General features: G+C 53.7%; 13 protein-coding genes. 1 reads left to right on the forward strand and 12 read right to left on the reverse strand.

The window, feature by feature from the left end:
- Positions 1–49: 49 nt before the first annotated feature.
- The 4 genes from HH215_RS19650 to ftsE form a co-directional block, all read right to left on the reverse strand.
- Positions 50–1,522 carry a S41 family peptidase gene (locus HH215_RS19650; RefSeq protein WP_169281435.1) on the reverse strand — a complete coding sequence of 491 codons (1,473 nt, stop codon included), beginning with the start codon at positions 1,520–1,522 and terminating at the stop codon, positions 50–52.
- A 137-nt stretch (positions 1,523–1,659) separates the two neighbouring features.
- On the reverse strand, positions 1,660–2,829 hold the full coding sequence (locus HH215_RS19655) for a murein hydrolase activator EnvC family protein (RefSeq protein WP_169281436.1): 1,170 nt from the start codon (positions 2,827–2,829) through the stop codon (positions 1,660–1,662).
- A gap of 54 nt (positions 2,830–2,883) precedes the next feature.
- Positions 2,884–3,801, reverse strand: a complete 918-nt coding sequence (ftsX, locus tag HH215_RS19660; protein ID WP_169281437.1) for a permease-like cell division protein FtsX — start codon at positions 3,799–3,801, stop codon at positions 2,884–2,886.
- Positions 3,791–4,477 (reverse strand): cell division ATP-binding protein FtsE, encoded by a 687-nt coding sequence (gene ftsE, locus HH215_RS19665; RefSeq protein WP_169281438.1) that lies wholly within the window; start codon positions 4,475–4,477, stop codon positions 3,791–3,793. Before ftsE ends, ftsX begins: the two co-directional genes overlap by 11 nt.
- Positions 4,478–4,721: 244 nt before the next feature.
- Between ftsE and HH215_RS19670 the strand changes: the two genes are divergently transcribed.
- The gene (locus HH215_RS19670; RefSeq protein ID WP_169281439.1) at positions 4,722–6,245 is read left to right on the forward strand and encodes a VanW family protein; all 1,524 of its coding nucleotides are present in this window, start codon (positions 4,722–4,724) and stop codon (positions 6,243–6,245) included.
- A gap of 47 nt (positions 6,246–6,292) precedes the next feature.
- Here HH215_RS19670 and HH215_RS19675 read toward each other — a convergent pair whose 3' ends face one another.
- The 8 genes from HH215_RS19675 to HH215_RS19710 all read right to left on the reverse strand — a co-directional run bounded on the left by HH215_RS19675 (position 6,293) and on the right by HH215_RS19710 (position 18,233).
- Complete coding sequence (locus tag HH215_RS19675; protein ID WP_169281440.1) at positions 6,293–6,631, reverse strand: type II toxin-antitoxin system PemK/MazF family toxin; 339 nt, start codon at positions 6,629–6,631, stop codon at positions 6,293–6,295.
- Positions 6,628–6,930 (reverse strand): AbrB/MazE/SpoVT family DNA-binding domain-containing protein, encoded by a 303-nt coding sequence (locus tag HH215_RS19680; protein WP_169281441.1) that lies wholly within the window; start codon positions 6,928–6,930, stop codon positions 6,628–6,630. Before HH215_RS19680 ends, HH215_RS19675 begins: the two co-directional genes overlap by 4 nt.
- A 244-nt stretch (positions 6,931–7,174) precedes the next feature.
- On the reverse strand, positions 7,175–10,264 hold the full coding sequence (locus tag HH215_RS19685; protein ID WP_169281442.1) for a glycosyl hydrolase: 3,090 nt from the start codon (positions 10,262–10,264) through the stop codon (positions 7,175–7,177).
- The gene (locus HH215_RS19690) at positions 10,251–12,221 is read right to left on the reverse strand and encodes a DUF4838 domain-containing protein (RefSeq protein WP_169281443.1); all 1,971 of its coding nucleotides are present in this window, start codon (positions 12,219–12,221) and stop codon (positions 10,251–10,253) included. Before HH215_RS19690 ends, HH215_RS19685 begins: the two co-directional genes overlap by 14 nt.
- Positions 12,222–12,298: 77 nt before the next feature.
- Positions 12,299–15,571 carry a DUF4082 domain-containing protein gene (locus HH215_RS19695; RefSeq protein ID WP_169281444.1) on the reverse strand — a complete coding sequence of 1,091 codons (3,273 nt, stop codon included), beginning with the start codon at positions 15,569–15,571 and terminating at the stop codon, positions 12,299–12,301.
- Positions 15,508–16,452 carry an alpha-amylase family protein gene (locus HH215_RS19700; protein ID WP_169281445.1) on the reverse strand — a complete coding sequence of 315 codons (945 nt, stop codon included), beginning with the start codon at positions 16,450–16,452 and terminating at the stop codon, positions 15,508–15,510. Before HH215_RS19700 ends, HH215_RS19695 begins: the two co-directional genes overlap by 64 nt.
- A gap of 43 nt (positions 16,453–16,495) precedes the next feature.
- Entirely contained in the window at positions 16,496–17,362 is an 867-nt protein-coding gene (locus HH215_RS19705) for a carbohydrate ABC transporter permease (protein ID WP_169281446.1), read from the reverse strand.
- Between the two features lies 1 nt (position 17,363).
- Complete coding sequence (locus HH215_RS19710) at positions 17,364–18,233, reverse strand: carbohydrate ABC transporter permease (protein WP_169281447.1); 870 nt, start codon at positions 18,231–18,233, stop codon at positions 17,364–17,366.
- Between the last annotated feature and the right edge of the window lie 44 nt (positions 18,234–18,277).

Below are 18,277 nucleotides of genomic sequence, written 5' to 3' on the forward strand. Positions count from 1 at the left end.
GTATTCGACAATAGCAAGAAAATTCCTTCACCGTAGGCTTTCTTAATATTTACAACCCCGCGCCGATCAATTCGCGCGCGCGGTGCAAAGCCGCCTGCCATTGCTTGTCGTTAGCCGCGTCTTGAATATTCGAGTACAGCACTTCTTCCAGCCTCTGCGCCGTTGCCTCGTCCGCTTCTCCGGTAACCGTAAGCGACTCGCTCTTCTGAAAGTTCTCGAGCGCCGTCTTCGTGGCTTGGCTGAAGTAACCGTCCGTTCGATCCGCCGGGAAACCTACGCCGGCCAAGATATTCTGGAGATTCTTGACGGCCTCGCCCGTCGTATCGTATTTGAGAATATAGTCCCGCGGCAATCGCGAGGCGAGAAAATAATCCGGTTGAGGAACGACCTCGTCCGGTACGATTCCTTTCTCGTTAATCCACGTACCGTCCGGCAGCAGCCACTTATAGACGGTAAGCTTGACTAAGCTTCGATCGCCGAGATCGTCGTTGAACGATACTTGCACCGTTCCTTTGCCGTACGTGGTTTCGCCGATAAGCGTCGCATTCGCCGATTGCTTCAACGCTCCGGCCAAGATTTCCGCCGCGCTGGCGCTTCCCTCGTTCACGAGCACGACGATCGGGTACAATTTATTTTTCGCGCCATTCGAAGCGACATCGACTTTAAGCTGACCGTCCCGATATTCGGACTGGACGATCGGCTTATTCTTCTCCATGAGTTGGTCGGCGACTTCGATGACGGATTTGAGCAATCCTCCCGGATTGTCGCGCACGTCGATCACGAGCGCCTTCAACCCTCCGGCTTCCATCGCATGCAATTCCTCGGCGACTTGAACGGCCGTATCCTCGTTGAATTGATTAATGATTAGATGCCCGACTCCGTCCGGCTCCATCCCGGCGTGCACGCTTTCCAAGTCGATCCTGTCGCGAACCAGCTCGAGATCAAGCGGCTCTGCGGTTCCGCTGCGCTGTACTTTCAGCTTCGCCTTCGTCCCTTTGGGGCCGCGAATTTTACTGACCGCTTCGCTTAACTTAAGCCCGTGCAAGCTCTCGCCGTTAATGGACAGCAAAATATCCCTCGGTTGCAATCCCGCTTTCTCGGCCGGAGATCCCCGAATGGGCGCTTCCACCACGATCGCTCCGTTCTCGACCCTAAGTTCGGCGCCGATCCCGGTGAACGCTCCTTGAAGATCGTCCTTGAATTTCTCCGCTTCTTCCTCCGATTTGTATACGGAATAGGGATCGCGCAGCGACTGAACCATCCCTTGGATAGCTCCGTCCATGAGTAAGCCCCGATCGGTCGGCAAGATGAATCTTCGTTCGATCAAGCCTATCGCCCGATTCAATTTATCCAATTCCTCTTGCCGTAATCCTTCCGAACCTTCCAGAGAAGCCGAGCCCTCTTGCCGATCGGAAGGCTTAAATCCCCAATCGGGGAGCTCGAAAAAAGCATACGTCGCCATACTGGCAGCAATTGCCGTCAGCACCATCATGGCTATAACGGTGCGACCACGAAACCACACCTAACCCCACTCCTCGAATTACGGCATATGATTACATTATGACAAGCATATCCTACTTATCCTTGTTATGAAATCCGGGATAAGAAAACAGCCGTCACCCCGCTGAACTGTCGGGAGATCGGCTGTCCCTCATGCCGTTATTTCAAATAGGGAGCGGGATTGACCGGCTCGGCATTTTTACGTACTTCGAAATGCAAGTGATTGCCGGTCGATTGGCCCGTGGAACCGACCAATCCGATTTTCTCCCCGCGCTTCACCGTCTCGCCCTTCTTCACTTGAATGACGCTGAGATGGCCGTACAACGTCCACAATCCGCCGCCGTGATCGATGATGATACAGTTACCGTACCCGCTCCAGGATTGGGCTACGGTCACGACTCCCGTCTCCGCGGCATAGATCGGCGTTCCTTTGGGTGCAGCCATATCCATGCCCGAATGCAGCTTCTTCTTGCCCGTAATCGGATGAATCCGATATCCGAACGGCGATGAAAGCCTATATTCGGATTTCAAAGGCATGCCGAGCTTGCCGCCCTTATAATAATTTTTGATGCGGTTCTTCTTCGCTTCCAGCGCCGAAGCTTGCTTCGCGAGCTCCGTCAACTGTCTCTCCGACTCTTCGCTAATCTCTTCCATTTCTTCGATTTCTTTGGACAGCTTGGAGATCAGTACCTCTTTGTCCTTCTCGTCTTGCTCCAGAGAGGACTTATGCTTTTCCATCTCTTCGTAGAGCTTCTTTACTTCCGCCAGCTCTGTTTCCCTTAGCGCTTTCATTTCGGTGACTTCGTCCGTGTACTTCTGTTTCTCTTCCGCGATATTGCGGTCTTGGGCGGCGATCGATTCGACCGCATCGAACCGGTCCAAGAAGTCAGTGAAGCTCGTCGAGCTCAGAAGGACGTCGAGATAGGATACGGGACCGGCCGTGTAAGCCATGCGAACCCGCGAGTCCATCAATTCAAGACGATTATCGCGTTGCTTTATCGCCTCTTGCAGCTCTTCGCCCGTCAAATAGAGCTTCTCTTCCGCATCGGCGATTTTGCTTTGGGTATTTTCCAACCGTTTCTGAACGGTATCGATCCGCGAAAGCAATTTCTCGATATCTTCTTTGGTGGCGGCCTGTTTACCCGTAAGGTCTTTAACCGTGTTCTCAGCGTACCGTTGGTTATGCGCGGTGCGTTCCATATCCTGCTTCAGCTTCTTCAGATCCTGATCGATTTTCTCGATTTCAGAAAGAGCTTGTCCATTATAAGGTTGCGTAAGCAGTCCGACCGTCAGCAGCATGGCAATGAGCAGCATTAATTTCCTTTTCACATTTATCCTCCTTCGGGAACGGGCCAGCCGCTCCCAAATATCGGTTCAAGTTCGTTATACTCTCAAAAATCTGCGTACGGAGATCGTGCTTCCGAAAATACCGAGGAGCGTTCCCATTATCATAATCGACCCGCCAACCATCCCCATGACCTCTTCCAACGTCGAGAATTGGATCATATATAGTCCCACGGTCGCGCTTGTCGACTTCACGAGTTGGGAATAGCCCCAAAGCAGAATCGACGTGCTAAGTAACGATCCGAAAAATCCGATAATCGCGCCTTCGATAAAAAACGGCCAACGGATAAAACTATTCGTAGCGCCAACCAGCTTCATGATCGAGATCTCTCTCCTGCGAGCGATGATGGTCATCTTGATCGTCGTCGAGATCAAGAACATCGCCATGACGGCCAAGCCGAACACGATGAGGAACCCGATGTTGCGAACGGCGTTCGTGATGCTGAATAACTTCTCGATCGTTTCTTTGCCGTATTTCACTTTCGCGATCGATTTGGAGGGATCGGTTAGATTAATGGCTTCGATCTGCTTCGCTATGTATGCGATCTGCTGCGGGTCGAACGCTTCGACCTCGAACGCGTCCGGCAGCGGGTTGTTTTCTTTCTCGTAACCTTCCAGAGCTGCCTTGCCTTCTTCGCCCATGCTTTCGCGGAACCGCTGCAAGCCTTCTTCTTTAGGAACGTAAGTGACCGATTTTACTTCCGGAATGCGTTTGATCGTCCGTTCGATCTCTTCGGCCTTCGGTTTCTCCGTATCCACTTGCAGGTAAACGTTGATCTGGACTTGACTGTCGAGCTGGTCGGCAAGCTTATTCACGTTAAGCGCGAGCAGCATGAAGATGCCGAGTATAAACAAGGAAACCGCGATGGAGCTCACGGAAGCGAAAGTCATCCAGCCGTTGCGTCCGATATTCAAGAAGCCTTCGCGCAAATGCCGGGTTACGGTACTAAATTTCATAGCCGTATTCCCCTCTCTGCTGATCGCGAACGATGGTTCCGCGCTCGATGGCGATGACGCGTTTGCGCATCGTATTCACGATCTCTTTGTTGTGGGTGGCCATGACGATCGTCGTGCCGCGGAAGTTGATTTCCTCCAGCAGGTTCATAATTCCCCATGAGGTTTCGGGGTCCAGGTTTCCGGTAGGCTCGTCCGCTACGATAACCGCGGGACTGTTTACGATGGCGCGGGCGATCGCGACCCGTTGCTGCTCTCCGCCCGAGAGTTGGGCGGGCAGACTGCTTGCCTTGTGTTTCAAGCCGACGAGTTCCAACACTTCCATCGTGCGGCGGCGGATCATCCTGCGCGGCGTCTCGATGACTTCCATGGCGAAGGCCACGTTTTCGAAAGCCGATAGTTTGGGTAAAAGCTTGTAGTCTTGGAAAATAACGCCGATATTGCGACGAACGTACGGAATTTTGCGGTGCTTCAGCTTGCCTATATTAAACCCGTTAACGGAAATTTGCCCCTTGGACGGCACTTCTTCCCGGTAGATCAGCTTCATGAAGGTGGATTTCCCAGCACCTGAAGGTCCAACTATGTACACGAACTCGTTTCGGTCGATGACAACGTTCACGCCTTGCAATGCGGTTGTTCCGTCGGCGTAAGTTTTCCAAATGTCCTGCATTTCGATCACGGTATCACTTCCTGTTAAGATTCAGACCTTAGTTACTTCGACATCATGCCTGATAATCCTCTCTTTGTCGATGCGCTTCTGGGGAAATATGTCGAGAAATAGGCCGCCATCCTATATCAGGCTTGGATTTTAGGTAAATTTTAAGAATTTTTTAATTTTCCTGTAAAACGAATCGCCAAATGAATCGTCTAACTATTTAGAAACATTTGTAAAAGAAAAGCAGCGACTGGAGAGGGTTTCCGTCATGAAAAAAGGATGGCTGATTACGGGTTTGATGACGTTCGCGATCGTCGGCGTCGGAGTAGGCGGAGCGATGAGCTACGGTAGCGACAAGACTCTGCCGGTTGGAGTGTCGATCGGAGATTTGCAACTTGGCGGGGAGTTACCCGAGACGGCTCTGAAACGGATCGAGGAGCAAGTGGCCCGATTGGAATCGACTGTGGTCAGCGTGGACCCCGACAGCCTTGGAGACGGCTCGAAGTCTGGAACGGACATCCCTTCCTTATCCTTCAAGCAGTTGGGTTTGAAAGTAGACGCGGCGGAAGCTCTAAACGCAATCGCGAATTATCGCGACTTACCGTGGTGGGAGCGTGCGCAAGTGCGGTACCAGGACAACTTCGATACCTCCTACGAAATAAAGGCGAATTGGGATGAAGAGGCGCTTAAGCAAGCCGCTTCGGAAGCATGGGGAAATTTGGTTACGGGCCAATCCGCGAATGCTTCCCGCACGATTACCGATCAGGATCTCGTCGTCTACTCCGAGGAGAAACTCGGACGCCGGCTTGAGGTGCAGGATTTGATTGATCAAATCAAAGGGATCGAGCTTAACGCGGGAGCGGGGACGGCGGTTTCCGATCAACCTCGCGTGCTCCAAGCGAAGGTTACGGAGACGGCTCCGGAAATAACCGTCGCCAAGCTACGGGAAGACGGGCTTGATCGCAAACTCGTCGAGTTCACGACTTCCTTCGCGACGAGCGGAGAAGGTCGTTCCCACAACGTGACCGCGGCAGCGAAGGCGCTCAACGACACGTTGCTGATGCCGGGGGAAATATTCGAGTACGGGAAAATCGTCGCGAAGGCCGAAGAGGAGTATGGCTATAAAGAGGCGCCGGTCATTCTCAAAGGCAAGCTGACGCCCGGGATCGGCGGAGGGATCTGCCAAGTCTCAAGCACGCTGTACAATGCCGCGCTGTTAGCGGGACTGGACATCGTGGAACGGCGCAACCATTCTCTCGTCGTCAGTTATTTGCCCAAGGGACTGGACGCGACGTTCGCGAGCGGTTACGTGAACTTCAAATTCCGGAATTCCACGGGCAAGCAATTGTTGATCCGCACGGTCGTCGAGGATAAGACGGTCACGGTCAAGCTGTTCGGCTCGATGCCCGAAAATATTTCCTACAAGACAGAAACCGAGCTCGTGAAGGAAAACGCTCCGAAAACCGTCTATATGGCCGACGAAAAAATCGCGCTCGGGAAGCAATCGGTGCTGCAAAAAGGCGAGTCCGGTTACGTGGTCGAAGCCTTCTTGGTTAAAATGGTCGATGGCGAATTCGCGGAGCGCAAGAAGCTGTCCAAGGACACTTACCGCACGCAGGACACGCTGATCGCCGTCCATCCGGACGATCCCCGTTTGCAGCCTGCCGGCGGGGCGGCTTCGAAGGAGCCCGGCGCGTCGCCGACACCTGGCGGTAAAGGGAACGGAGATGGCGAAGGGATTGAAAAGAGCCCGGAAGGCGATGAGGTAGTAGATTTCGTGGAGCCGATTTAAACATGCGGCAAAAAAAGCCTTCCGAGATGCGTATTCGGAAGGCTTTTTTACGCTAGTATGGCTCTTGTATTACGTAACACGGCTCTCAAAAATTCTTCATGATCAGGAATAACGCTACCTATAACCCGGAGCTTTCTTTTATGATAATCCAAGCTCTTCATTTGATCCGTGAGCACGACTCCCGTCACCGGAAGTCCTTGCGGAAGCGCAACTTCAAAAGGATAGTTTTTAACAATACTCGTGATCGGACACATAATCGCAAAACCGGTCAGTTGGTTATAGGTTTGCTCGGAAATGACGATGGCCGGTCTTCTCCCGGCCTGTTCATGACCGGCTTGCGGATCGAAATCAAGAGCAACGAGATCTCCGCGCGAAGGAATAATCAAATCAATTCGTCTCCTTCAGTACCGTATTCGATTTCTTCATGTCGCGACGTATCTGGTTTGAACTCATCGAGCAACGATTGCAGGTGCACTCGCAAGCTCTCGTTCGTTTCTTCCGGTTTAGCAGTCGGCCGAAGGAGAATTTCGTTCTCGGATGTCATCATGATCTGAAGCTCTGCTCCATCTTCCAAATTGAGCTGCTTTAGAATTTGATTCGGTATGCGAACAGCACTGCTATTTCCCCACTTGCTGAGCGTGACAGTCGTCATTAAGATCATATCCTTCCTCTTCTTGTGATCCAATTATATCCCACCCCCATAACTAAGTATATACATAAGATATACACCATGTGTGAAAATGATACTTCGTCGAGCGAATTGGGAAAATCGAAAGATGCGCTATCGGTCAGGCGGATGATCGAGATCGAAATAAGACGGCGCTAGGGATGATTCCCCCTGCGCCGTCATTATGCAGTCTTTGTCAAACGAGCTATTCACCAAGGGAAGCAGAACTACTTTCGGTACAGCCCCTCGATGCGAAAAGCGACTATCCGTTTATATCCTCTTCGCGGACTTCTTGCAGCACTTCAAGCAGCGGAGGTTTGCCTGTTCCGAACGGTACGAAAAAATAAGTGTCCTTCCAAGTTACATTCGGATGCGCATATCCGGTCAATGCATCCTCCCATCCTTTTCTCCCCTTGAACGTGCTGGGGCCGACGAAGAACGGATCCCCTAAGTAGTGATGATGCGGCCCTAACAAGTTGCGCAGCGTACTCGTTAAATGAACCTTAATCGTATTGACGCCTGCTTTCAGTTTATCCGAGAGATCCCACTCGTACGGTTCCCACGCGATCCGCCCGGCGTTTACGCCGTTCACGTCGACGCTAACGACACACGATGTCGGCTCCCTGAGTCGCAAGATCGCACGTTTGGCGGTACCGTCCCACGCGAATTCTTTTTCCAAAGAAACCGTTCCCTGAAAAAAGTGCAAACCTTGGGAAGTCAATTCCTCGATCCGGTATCCGGTTCTTTGACTTTTTATCGCAAACGTCTCCGCCGATACTTCCACAATTCCCTCAGGACTTGAATAAACCGGCACGGACTTGTCGGCAGCCGTCTCGAAATAACCAAGCAAATACAGGCTCTCCAATTCCGTCTTATGGACGAACCGGTTCCTCTCCGTCTCGAACGCGCCGGAATCGTCCAGGAATCGGTGCTCCATCCGCCCTTCGAACGGTCTTCGGACGACGATGCTGTTCCTGCCGCGACGAACGTACGGGCCGATCTCGATCTTCTCGATCGCCGGGTCGAGCCATTCCCCGCTCACCTGTCCGGAGATCTCTTGGCCATTAACTGAAATACTACAAGATCGCAATTCCTCGCCGGCCATGAACAGTCCTTGCCTCAGATCGTAATCCGTACGAACGGCAAAGGTAAACTCCATTTCGATATCGAGTCGCTCTCTTCGGGCGGCCAGAAGTTCTTGTACGTGCAGCACGTCGCCGGGATCGCTCCACGCCTCTTCCCCCGCTATTCGGTACCGGCATCGATCCAAGGTCAACGCGTTCGGAAACGGTTCGGCCAATCTCCAAGTTCCTCCAAGCTCGATTGAACTCCGGAGAAATTCGGGCCCCCGGATCGTTGCGGCCGCGGCAACCGCTTCTTGTTTCCTTCTCGCAATGAACAATACGGATTCTCCGGGTCTCAGCGCGAAGGCATGCAGCGTTTTTCCTTCTTCCATCGTCACGGCGCAATCTATCCTGTCACCCGAGATAGTATCCTCCATCCGCACTTCGTATGCTCCATCCCATGAGAGAGACAGATTTCGGCAGGCGTTATCCCTTTGCGAATGAAATAGAAAAAGCGTTTCTTCCCGTTCCTCTTCCGTCCGGCGGTGATGGGCTATCACATTTTTCACTTGTCGTCCTCTGGCGTCCGTTAGCCGATAAGTTGAAGGCACGTCCGCTAGCGCTCGCTCGAATGTTTTGAACGTCGGCATCATCTGTTCGACATGTTCCCCGCACCACTGAATCACCGCCTCCGATGGTTCACCCTCTATGCATTTCGGGAAATCTCCCGCGCTTATGACTTTGCCTCCTTGCTCGACGAACCGTTTCAGAAGCTCGAAGGTGCTTTTTTCCAACGAAAATAACGCAGGCAAAATCACGAGCGAGTATCGGCTTTCTCCCAACCTCAACCAGCCTTGTTCCGTCTCGCCGTACTTGCTTAGCAGCATCTCGTCTCCGTAATCGAACTCCCGCTGCATGTCCAGCAGCAATTGCGATAGGTCTCCGAACCGCCGATCGAGCTCCCGCACGGAATGAAGACGATCGGGATCGTACAGGCACCATGCGCTGGAGATCGGGTGAACGATCAGAATGTTCGCCGTGGCCGTCCCCGAAGTCAGCGAATTCTGACGATTCGTCACATATTGATTAAACAGGTCGAAATCACGCCACCAGGGCTGATGCCAGGAAAGGGACGGCGGGTAGTCTCTTTTACGCGCGCCCCGCAATGAGTACGAGGCTAAATGCTGGCATTGCACGTTAACCCCCAAAGCCAACTGCCAATCGGCGATCCATTTCAGATCCTCGAAATCCGCTCCCCAGCCGCTGCAGCCGAACGTTTCCGCCAACACCTGCTTCCTTCCCAACTGGCGGGCCGCGCTGGCTGCCTGTTTGATTAAGACGGGACGGGTCAGCCGCAAGCCGAGGTGATCGATGCCCGGCATTTGCATCCATTCGTAATGAGGCATAGCCGCGCCGATCTGCGAGATTTGGAAAGAGAGCGTATCCTCGGCGGCCATATGCCCCGTAAAGCATAATCCGTTCTTCTCGCACCATAAGCCGATCTGGGCCGTGAAAGAGGATACGAATTGCCGCGTGACCGCATGCCAGTAATCATGCTTCGCTTTCGTCGATCCTTCCTGATCGAACCAAAGAGCCGGAAGAATCGATAACAAGCCATATCCCCGGTCGGCTTCGAAGGTTGCGGCCAACGCCGGGGACCAAGGCCATTTTCCGACGGCGTACTGGGGCTCGTCGGTAAACACGCCCCGAATCGTCCGCCCGAACTCGTGCCCGAATCGTTCCCTGTACTTCTCGTGCGTATGTCCGATAAAACAGGCCACCGCATCGGGATCCAGCAGATCTGTATAGTAAGGGTTAGCGTCGTAATAAACATGCAGAACTTGCGATTGCGAGTTTACGCCACTCTCCAGAGGGATTTGCCGCCATCGGCCATCGGCTTCATCCCGGATATAGCAGGCAAGACTTCGGTCCGTGAGTTGAAGCCGCGCGGGGTCGACCGTTTCACGGCATAACCACTTTTGCTGATACCGCTCCCCTTCGCTTGGCACCCTGCCTCCGCAAAATCCGCTTGGCCACGCATCCTCGTCATATAGCCAGATTTCCATATCCAACCTATGCGCTGCTTCGATCGCCGATGCGACCGCGTCCATCCATTCTTCTCCCATATACGGCGTCTGCAGTCCGCCTCTGGCGTGAATGAACACCCCGTGAATGCCCGCCGCCTTGAATTCGCGCAGTTGTCGCGCGATTTCCGCCTTCTCCAACTTGTCGTTCCAAGACCAGAACGACAGATTTCCTTTCGTCCAAATCCGGTTATTCGCGATCATGCGACATTGCCCTCTCCAGCCATTCCCGGCAAATTTCCCGATCCCAACCGTTTATTTCGTCCTCCGATCGCAAAGCTTCCTGCCAATGGCTTACGGCATCCTCTCTTCTGTTCTCTATGTAATCGAGTTGCCCGAGAGATTGAGAGAGAATGGATTTTAGTTTCACGACGATGAATTCGTAGTAGGACAATAGATGGGTCACGTTGCGAAGCTGCTCGTCCGGTTCCTTCCCGCCGCCTGCAAGCGGCACGTTTGCAAAGCCGTTGTCCAATACTTCAAGCGCCCGACGGCATTCGGCGATTCGAGCCCGGGGAACGGATCCGTTGTCATTGGAAGGATTCCAGTTGACGATCTCCTCGTCTTTCATCCTTAACCATGTATCTATGAATCTCAATTTGAAAAATTCCGTGTTGTATGCCGATAGACCCGCAAGCGCGATCGATAGACGGTCCAGCATCCCCTTGCACAAGCTCGCGCGCTCGCCATAGAAGAGATTGCAGAAGCGATAGGTAACCCTATCCGCATCGTCTTCCCCTTGCCATGTCAACCGAGAAAAAACATAGAGATTTAGCCACATTGCGACGTCCTCCGAATTCATTTCCCGTCCGTCGATCGCTTCGATAATCGGCTGACCGCCAATATCTTCCCTTATAATTCTAACGGCCTTGGAATAAGGCAAAATAAGGCTCATTACGCCGTTCGCTCCGACGCTGCGATAATAAGCCATATCCTCCGCTATCGTTCGGAGCAGCGGAGGGAACACAGAAGTCAGCATCCAATAGTCGGAATAATATTCGAAGACGGTCAAGTTCGTTCCGAACCCGCCGCATGCATTCGCCCATTTCTCCGTAATTTCCTTAAACCGGACGTCGCGCGGCCGATTCGGCGACGCTATCGAATCTTTATAGTCCCGTCCCCAGCATGCGATCAACGTATCCAACTCGCTGCTTGCCGGAACTTCCTCCAGCATGCTCCATTCCAACTGCGCGTTATAGGCGATGTGCTCCACGTTCACGCTTATGCCCTTCGAAGCGAAGGACCGGCGAAGCCGGCTAAGAAAACCGATATAAGTAGAAATAAATCCGGCTTCCCGGCAAGCCGGACAATTGCATACGTGCTTGTTGTCATTAGGCCACAAGGAGAGCGTCGCCAGAACGGTCCCTCTACGGATCTCCCTCTCCACGTAACGAACGACGTTATCGACCATCACTGCGACGCCCGCTTCATTCGAATAACAAGGCTGATCGGCTATTCTTCTCCCGCCTTCGACCGGTAACGCAAACCACTCCGGATGTTCCGCGAAATGCTCCCCTGACGGGAAAAACATCCCCAGATTATGGCCGCCCAACGTCAGCATTAATTGCCGCTTCGCGAGTTCCGGTCTCAACTCGTCTTGGTATCGCTCCCACAGATCGAACGTAAAAAACAGATCGTTCAAGCCGTTCTTGGCGGACCAGTCAATTAAATTCATCGCGTATTCGGTCGTCTCCGAGCTTTCCAGCACGAGCCCCCTTCTGGCGAACGTCGCCTTACGGGTTGTCCTGCCGATAATCGGCACGTTAACCGGCGTTGCGGGAATATGACGGTACGCGGGAGTCGGCCATGAGATTCCCGCATGCTCCTCAAGAAAACGGTACGTTCCGAACAAGACGGCTCTTGGGCTTGCTCCGGCAATGACCGCGTTGCCGTACTCGGCGCGAATCTCGAATTCGTCCAAGTTCTCCGAATCGCCGTCGTTTCCTTGCGGATGGGTCAATCGCAGAACAATAGAGTTTCCCCCTGCTTCCATTTCCCCTTCCGTAATGGAGCAATCGGCGCGGCCAACAAGCGACAGGTTCGTCTTAAGCTCGTCCGCCGCGAAACGCAACGTTTCATGCGCCGACGCGGGAATACAAATCCGTAAGCCCGATTCAATCGTTTCCGTTAAATTAAAGCCGTCTACATTGCTCTTGCTCATTGCGGCATTCCCCCAAGTATAATTGTGCGGTATAGGGAAGGCACGGCCCGCAATAAGCGCCGTGCCTTCCCGTATTTCTATTCTTCCGGCACGAACAGGACGTCCCGGAAATAGTTCGTATTGTTAAATGTATAGGTCGGCATCGTTCCGATCGCGGTCGTGCTTACCCCGCTGCCCGAATAGGTAACTAGATTTCCGTTCGAGATCGGATTGGCGAAACCCTGCGGGGAAGCCGCGTAATAGAAATCCGACGGACCGTTCGTAATCGAGACGATATAGTCCGTCCCCGAAGTCACGCTAATCGGCTCCGGAACAATAAACTCGCGCCAGCCGGGATGCCGGGTCGACACGTTCCAGGTATACGGACCGGCGATCCGCTGACCGTCGCTTACCCTCCAGAGGGACACGAGGTGAGCTCCTCCTTCGTCGGGATGGGCATAGAATCGAACGCCGACGATGCGGCCGTCGGCCGTCGGCCGGAATTTCGTCCCCAGCTCGTAACGGCGATCGTTGGAAAAGCTCTGCGGAACCGACGTATCCATGACGGTCTGCTCGTGATCCGGAACGAAAACGACGTCCCGGAAATAGTTCGTATCGTTATTCGAATAAGTCGGCATCGTTCCGATCGCGGTCGTGCTCACTCCGCCGCCCGCGTAAGAGATCAGCCGTCCGTTCGCGATCGGGGTTGAGAACCCTTGCTCGGCAACGGCGTATTGCTTGTCGTACACGCTGTTCGTGACCGACACGATATATTCCGTTCCTGCCTTGAGCCTCGCGGGGGTCGGGAGAGAGAATTCCTTCCACCCGGATGAGTCTGCGTTTACGTTCCAATCGTAAGGTCCCGCAAGAAGCGTCCCATCGCCGGCCTTCCATAACGAAACGCGATGAATGCCCGCTTCGTTCTCGTGCGCGTAGATTCTCGCTTTCGTCGCGTATCCGTCCGTCAGCGCCGTGAACCGGGTGCCCAACTCGTAGCTCGCATCGTTGTCGAAACGCTGCGGCGTTTGCGAGGAGAGCAAGCTCCTGCCGTTATTCGGCACGAACTCGATGTCCCGGAAATAGTTCGTGTTGTTAAAAGAATAAGTCGGCATCGCTCCCAGTTGGGAAGAGTTAACTCCGCTGCCCGCATAAGTGACGAGATGCCGGTTGTTCAAAGGCTGGACGAAGCCTTGCGGGGTATAGACGTAATGTTTGTCGGTCGCGCTGTTCGTGACCGACACGATGTAATCGGTGTCGGCTTGGACGGACAGAGGCTCGGGAAGCTCGAACAGCTTCCAGCCCGGGGATCCCGCAGGGAACGTCCAAGCGAAAGGTCCGGCTACCCGTACGCCGTCTCCGACTCTCCAAAGCGATACGCTATGCTGACCGCCTTCGTTCTCGTGAGCGTAGAGTCTCACTTTCGTAACCGTGCCGTCCACGGTCGTCTTGAATCGCGTACCCAGTTCGTATCGGGCGTCGTTGCCGGCTGCCGTCGGCGTTTCTCCCGCGAATATCGATTCGCGTCCCGTCACGGGATCGCCCGCGGGAATCGCAGTCGTCGGAGCGGAAGCCGCGACGAAAGCGTCCGCGATCGCGACGGTGCCCGAGGATAGGCGGTGCTTGTTTCCGGATACGGTCAACGTGACGGTGTGTGGCCCCGCCGGCAAATCCAGCGCCAGAACGAACTCCTTGCCGTATTCGGTTCGAGGAGAATACAGCTCGACGTAAGGATAAGCGACTCCGTCGATCTCGACGTCGATTCGGCCTCGGTCCGGACCGGTAGACGCGATCAACGAAAGGTAAGGGCCTTGGAAGGAATACGACAGCTTCGCGCCTTGCGCATTCGATCTCAACGCCGCCCCGCCGACGTAAGACGCGCGGGCTTCCGCGCTCCACGTTCCGGTTCGAACGACCTCGTTGCTTTCGGCTTCGGTATTCGCCGTATCGTTAGGAACGATGGCAAACAAGGACGTCGATTCCGCTTCCATATCGTACCGGAAGGAGGTCACGTTCTTCCCTACCGTCGCCTGGTTCAGCACGTCCACCACTCGCGACGGATTCGGCAGCCTTATGGATTTCATCCCCGCGTTCCCGGCAGCCGAATGGAGCATTAGCAGCTTGTCGTCGGTGCGAATATTGTCTTTGCCGTCGTAGGAATACACATGGGCGCCGCCCAGATTGCTAGCGATCGAACGGATCAAACCCGCTTTAAGCGGACCGGAGCCGCTGAAGATCGAAGTCCAGGAACCCATGTTTTTCCTTGCGAAGGACGTTTTGCCCGGATCCGCATCGTAATATCCGAGCCGCACCGCAGTAGGATCCGTCACGTAAAAGGATGGGGTATGTGCATATTCGGCCTCCACTCCGCCGCTGTCTTCTCCGATGACCCAACCCCCGACGGTCGTCGCAACGCTGCCTTCGGTCGCGGGATCGGAGAAATTCGAAACAATCGTCGCGGCGCTGGAATAGTCGGCCTTCGCCACGGTCATGCCGATCAAGTCCGTAATATTAGCCGTATCTGAACCGGATTCGTCGAAATAACCGGGCGCTCTCAGGAACACCAGCACATTGCCGTCTTTCTTTAAACCGTTGATCTCCGTCCTTTGGGCGGACGTGGCCCGGTAAGCGTTCATGAACACGAACGTCTTCACCGAATCGGGAATACTCGTCAGATCGGACATGACGTAATATCCGAACTTCACGCCGCTGCGGGCCATCTCGCGCTGTTGCTGCTCGAACAAATGAAAGAATCCGTAATCCAGATAACCCGCGGGTCCGTAAGGATTGTTGGTCGGCGTAACCTGATTGACGTTGAGAGTATGGTAAGGAAGCGAGTCTTCGTCCAAGATGACCGCCACGTCCGGTCTGAACTGCCTATCTTGGCTTTGGAGGTAACGGCTTGCCTGAACGGAAAGGAGCTTCTGGTATTCGTCCCATATCCCCTCTTCCTTAAACCACCCCTTGGAGTTGATGTCCATCAAGTATTGCCCGCCGCCGGTAACGATTTGATTGCCCGTCTCGCGCCGCAGCGCTTCCAATGTTTCTTCCGGCGTGTACGTTCTCGGGGTAAATAAAATATCTGCCGGATATGGCAAATCGTCCACGAGATGGGTACGCGTATCGTTCTCCAAAATAAACATCTTGCCGTGCAGAGCCAGCGAGTCGAAGGAGCCCATCGGCCCCGCGTTGATGCCCATCGCCCTATCCCCGTATTTGACGGGAGCGCTGATGAAATCCACGTTGGGAGAATCGAGCAGATCGCCCAATGCGTAATGACCGTTGTTGGACGGACGGGCATAGTGAGCGGCTACGTAGTGATAACCGTACATGGAGCCGAGCAACGTCTGCCCGCCGGTCGCCTGCTTGAACAATCCCCCGCGAAGTCGATCGTCTCGGCGATTTTCTTGCTGTAGAACGTCTGGTAATCGATCGCTTTGCACTCGGTTTCTATCGAACGGAAGAAGCGCTCCGCCGAATAGTCCCTCTCGGCAAGAGTCGGAATGCCTGCCGAGGCAAGCGTTACGCCGGCATCGTTCCAAGCCGCTTGCAGAGCCGAGTCCGTCGCGTATTTCTCGCTAAGCCATTGCCGAAACGCCGCGACCATCGGAGGCGAGTAATCTTCCCCCGCTCCGATCCTCGCCTCGCTATTGGAGTCGAAGTACCACTCCCCGCTATCCATGTTCATAATCTGAAAGCCCAAAATCCGATCCGAATAGGGCTGCTGTTTCAGCCATGCGATATAATCGGTCACTAAGTCGCTCAACTGATTCCGCCAATCCGCGGAAGCCAACGACGGCCACCCGGAACGAAGCCCCCTTTCCGTGACCGCGTATTGGTCGGCCGACAGATCGAACAACTGCTCGTCGGCGATGCCGATTCTCAGAATGCCGTAAGCGCCGGGATCGCGCTGGAACACGTCTTCGTTAACTTGTTCGTTCCACGCCATATCGTCAAGCACGTTAATCCAGAACTTCACGTGCACGTCGCGCGAATTCGCCATATTGATCGTATCTAGAAAAGGAACGTAGTTCGCGTGGATCTTCATCGTGCTGCCGTACAGAAATTGCGGTACGACCGGAGTTCCGTTGATTTTGAACACCGGACCGCCGTTCTCGTTGCCCATCGTTGCGGTCACGGGCCAATCCGCGGATGCGTAAGCCCGGGAAGGTTTATCCGGGGAAAACTGCACGATCCCCGTCATGCACAATACGATTGCCAAACAGAAGCGAAGCGTCGATGATATGCGGTTCATGATAATCCCATCTCCTCATCTTCTCGTCGTAATCGGAATCGACTTACCCTTTAACCGCGCCGGACATCAGTCCGGACACGAAGTGTTTCTGCCCGAATATAAACAACGCGACCACGGGAAGCGAAACCATGATCAAAAAGGCGTACACCAAGTTCCAATTTCGGACGTACTGGCTGATAAAGTTGTACACGAGCATCGGAAGCGTCCACTTGCTGCTGTCGTTCAGGAAAAACAACGGCATGCTCAAATCGTTCCATACCCCGACGAGAGACAGAATCGCTTGAGTCGTAATGACCGGGGTAAGCAGAGGCAAAATGATATGCAAAAAAATTCTCGTCGTTCCGAAGCCGTCCACGAAAGCCGATTCGTCCAATTCTCGTGGAATGCCTTTGATGAAGCCGGTAAAAAGAAAGACGGCGAACGGAAGATTCGTCGCGACGACGACTAGAATCAATCCCGTGAGCGTATTCATCAAATTCAGAAATTGCAGCGTTTTGATCGTCGGAATGTACATTAACGGAGCGACGAGACCCGCGATAAACAGAAAATACGCGCCAGCCGAAAATCCGCTCTTCCTTCTCGCCATGACGAAGGAGGCTATCGCCGCAAGCATGATGGTCAGGAAGATCGAAAGAAAAGAGATACACACGCTGTTCTTCAAAGATTGCAGGATTCTATCGCCGGATAACACTTGCCGGAAATTCCCGAACTCCCAAACCTCGGGCCAAAGCTTGTTAAAGGAAGCCGCCTCCATAGAACTCTTAAACGAACCGAGAATCATCATCAAGACGGGAAAAAAATAAAAGAACGCGGCAACGGTAAGCACGATCTCCAAAAGGAGTTTCCCCTTCCCCTTCGCCAACTTGGCTAGTCCGTTTCGGGCCGCGCCGGAGCTTGTACGGGTCGTCATGCTAGATGTCCACTTCTTTTCTTTTGAAATAGGCCAACGTCACGAAAGATATTGCCGTTATGAGAAGAAACAATACGAGATTCATCGCGGTACCGAGCCCCCATCTGCCGTCGCCGAACATCTGGAAAGCGATCGAGTTCAGCACGGAGGAAGCGTAGCCCGGCCCGCCGTTCGTCAGCACGAACACCTGCTCGAACACTTTGAAGCCCGCGATGAGGCTGAGCACGATATTGACGCTGACCGCTTGCATCATTAAAGGCAGCTTGATGCGGAAAAATTCCTGAAGAGCGTTCGCTCCGTCGATCTGGGCGGCTTCTCCGTAATCGCGCGGAATGGCAAGCAGGCCCGCCATGAAAATAATCATGTGAAAGCCCGTTCCTTTCCACACGTCGACGAAACTGACCGTAAACATGACGACGTTCCGATCCACCAGCCACTCTTGCCGCAACCACCCAAGCCCGACTTCTCCCAGGAACTGATTGAGGAATCCCTCGGGGTGCAGCAGCGCCGTGAACAATACGCCGACGACGATAAAGCTGAGCACGGTCGGAAGGAAAAACACGGTACGGAACAACCGCTTCATTCCGATCCGGCTGCACAGGGCTACCGCGAGCAACAGGCCGAGCGCGTTTTTCCCGATGCTGGTCACGACCGCGAAAAGCACCGTATTGCCGATCGACAACATTAAGTCGCCGTTGGTTACGATTTTCGTGAAGTTGTCCAAGCCCGTAAACCGGATGTTGTCGCGATAGGCGTTCCAATCGGTAAACGAGTAGACGAAGCTGAATAAAGTCGGGAAAATAAACAGAACCAAATAGACGAGCAGCGCCGGATAAATAAAAAAGTAAGGGTAAAGCCGTTTGCCTATCATGGAGCCATTCCTCCGAACCGTAGATATAAAATAAGAAGAGGCTT

Origin of the sequence: Cohnella herbarum (assembly GCF_012849095.1) — a bacterium.
In the GTDB taxonomy this organism is placed as follows: domain Bacteria; phylum Bacillota; class Bacilli; order Paenibacillales; family Paenibacillaceae; genus Cohnella; species Cohnella herbarum.

Coding starts and splice junctions, on each gene's coding strand:
- ftsX (WP_169281437.1), bottom strand. CDS start 3,801: ATGAAATTTAGTACCGTAACCCGGCATTTGCGCGAAGGCTTCTTGAAT.
- HH215_RS19670 (WP_169281439.1), top strand. CDS start 4,722: ATGAAAAAAGGATGGCTGATTACGGGTTTGATGACGTTCGCGATCGTC.
- HH215_RS19685 (WP_169281442.1), bottom strand. CDS start 10,264: ATGATCGCGAATAACCGGATTTGGACGAAAGGAAATCTGTCGTTCTGG.
- HH215_RS19690 (WP_169281443.1), bottom strand. CDS start 12,221: ATGAGCAAGAGCAATGTAGACGGCTTTAATTTAACGGAAACGATTGAA.
- HH215_RS19700 (WP_169281445.1), bottom strand. CDS start 16,452: ATGAACCGCATATCATCGACGCTTCGCTTCTGTTTGGCAATCGTATTG.
- HH215_RS19705 (WP_169281446.1), bottom strand. CDS start 17,362: ATGACGACCCGTACAAGCTCCGGCGCGGCCCGAAACGGACTAGCCAAG.
- HH215_RS19710 (WP_169281447.1), bottom strand. CDS start 18,233: ATGATAGGCAAACGGCTTTACCCTTACTTTTTTATTTATCCGGCGCTG.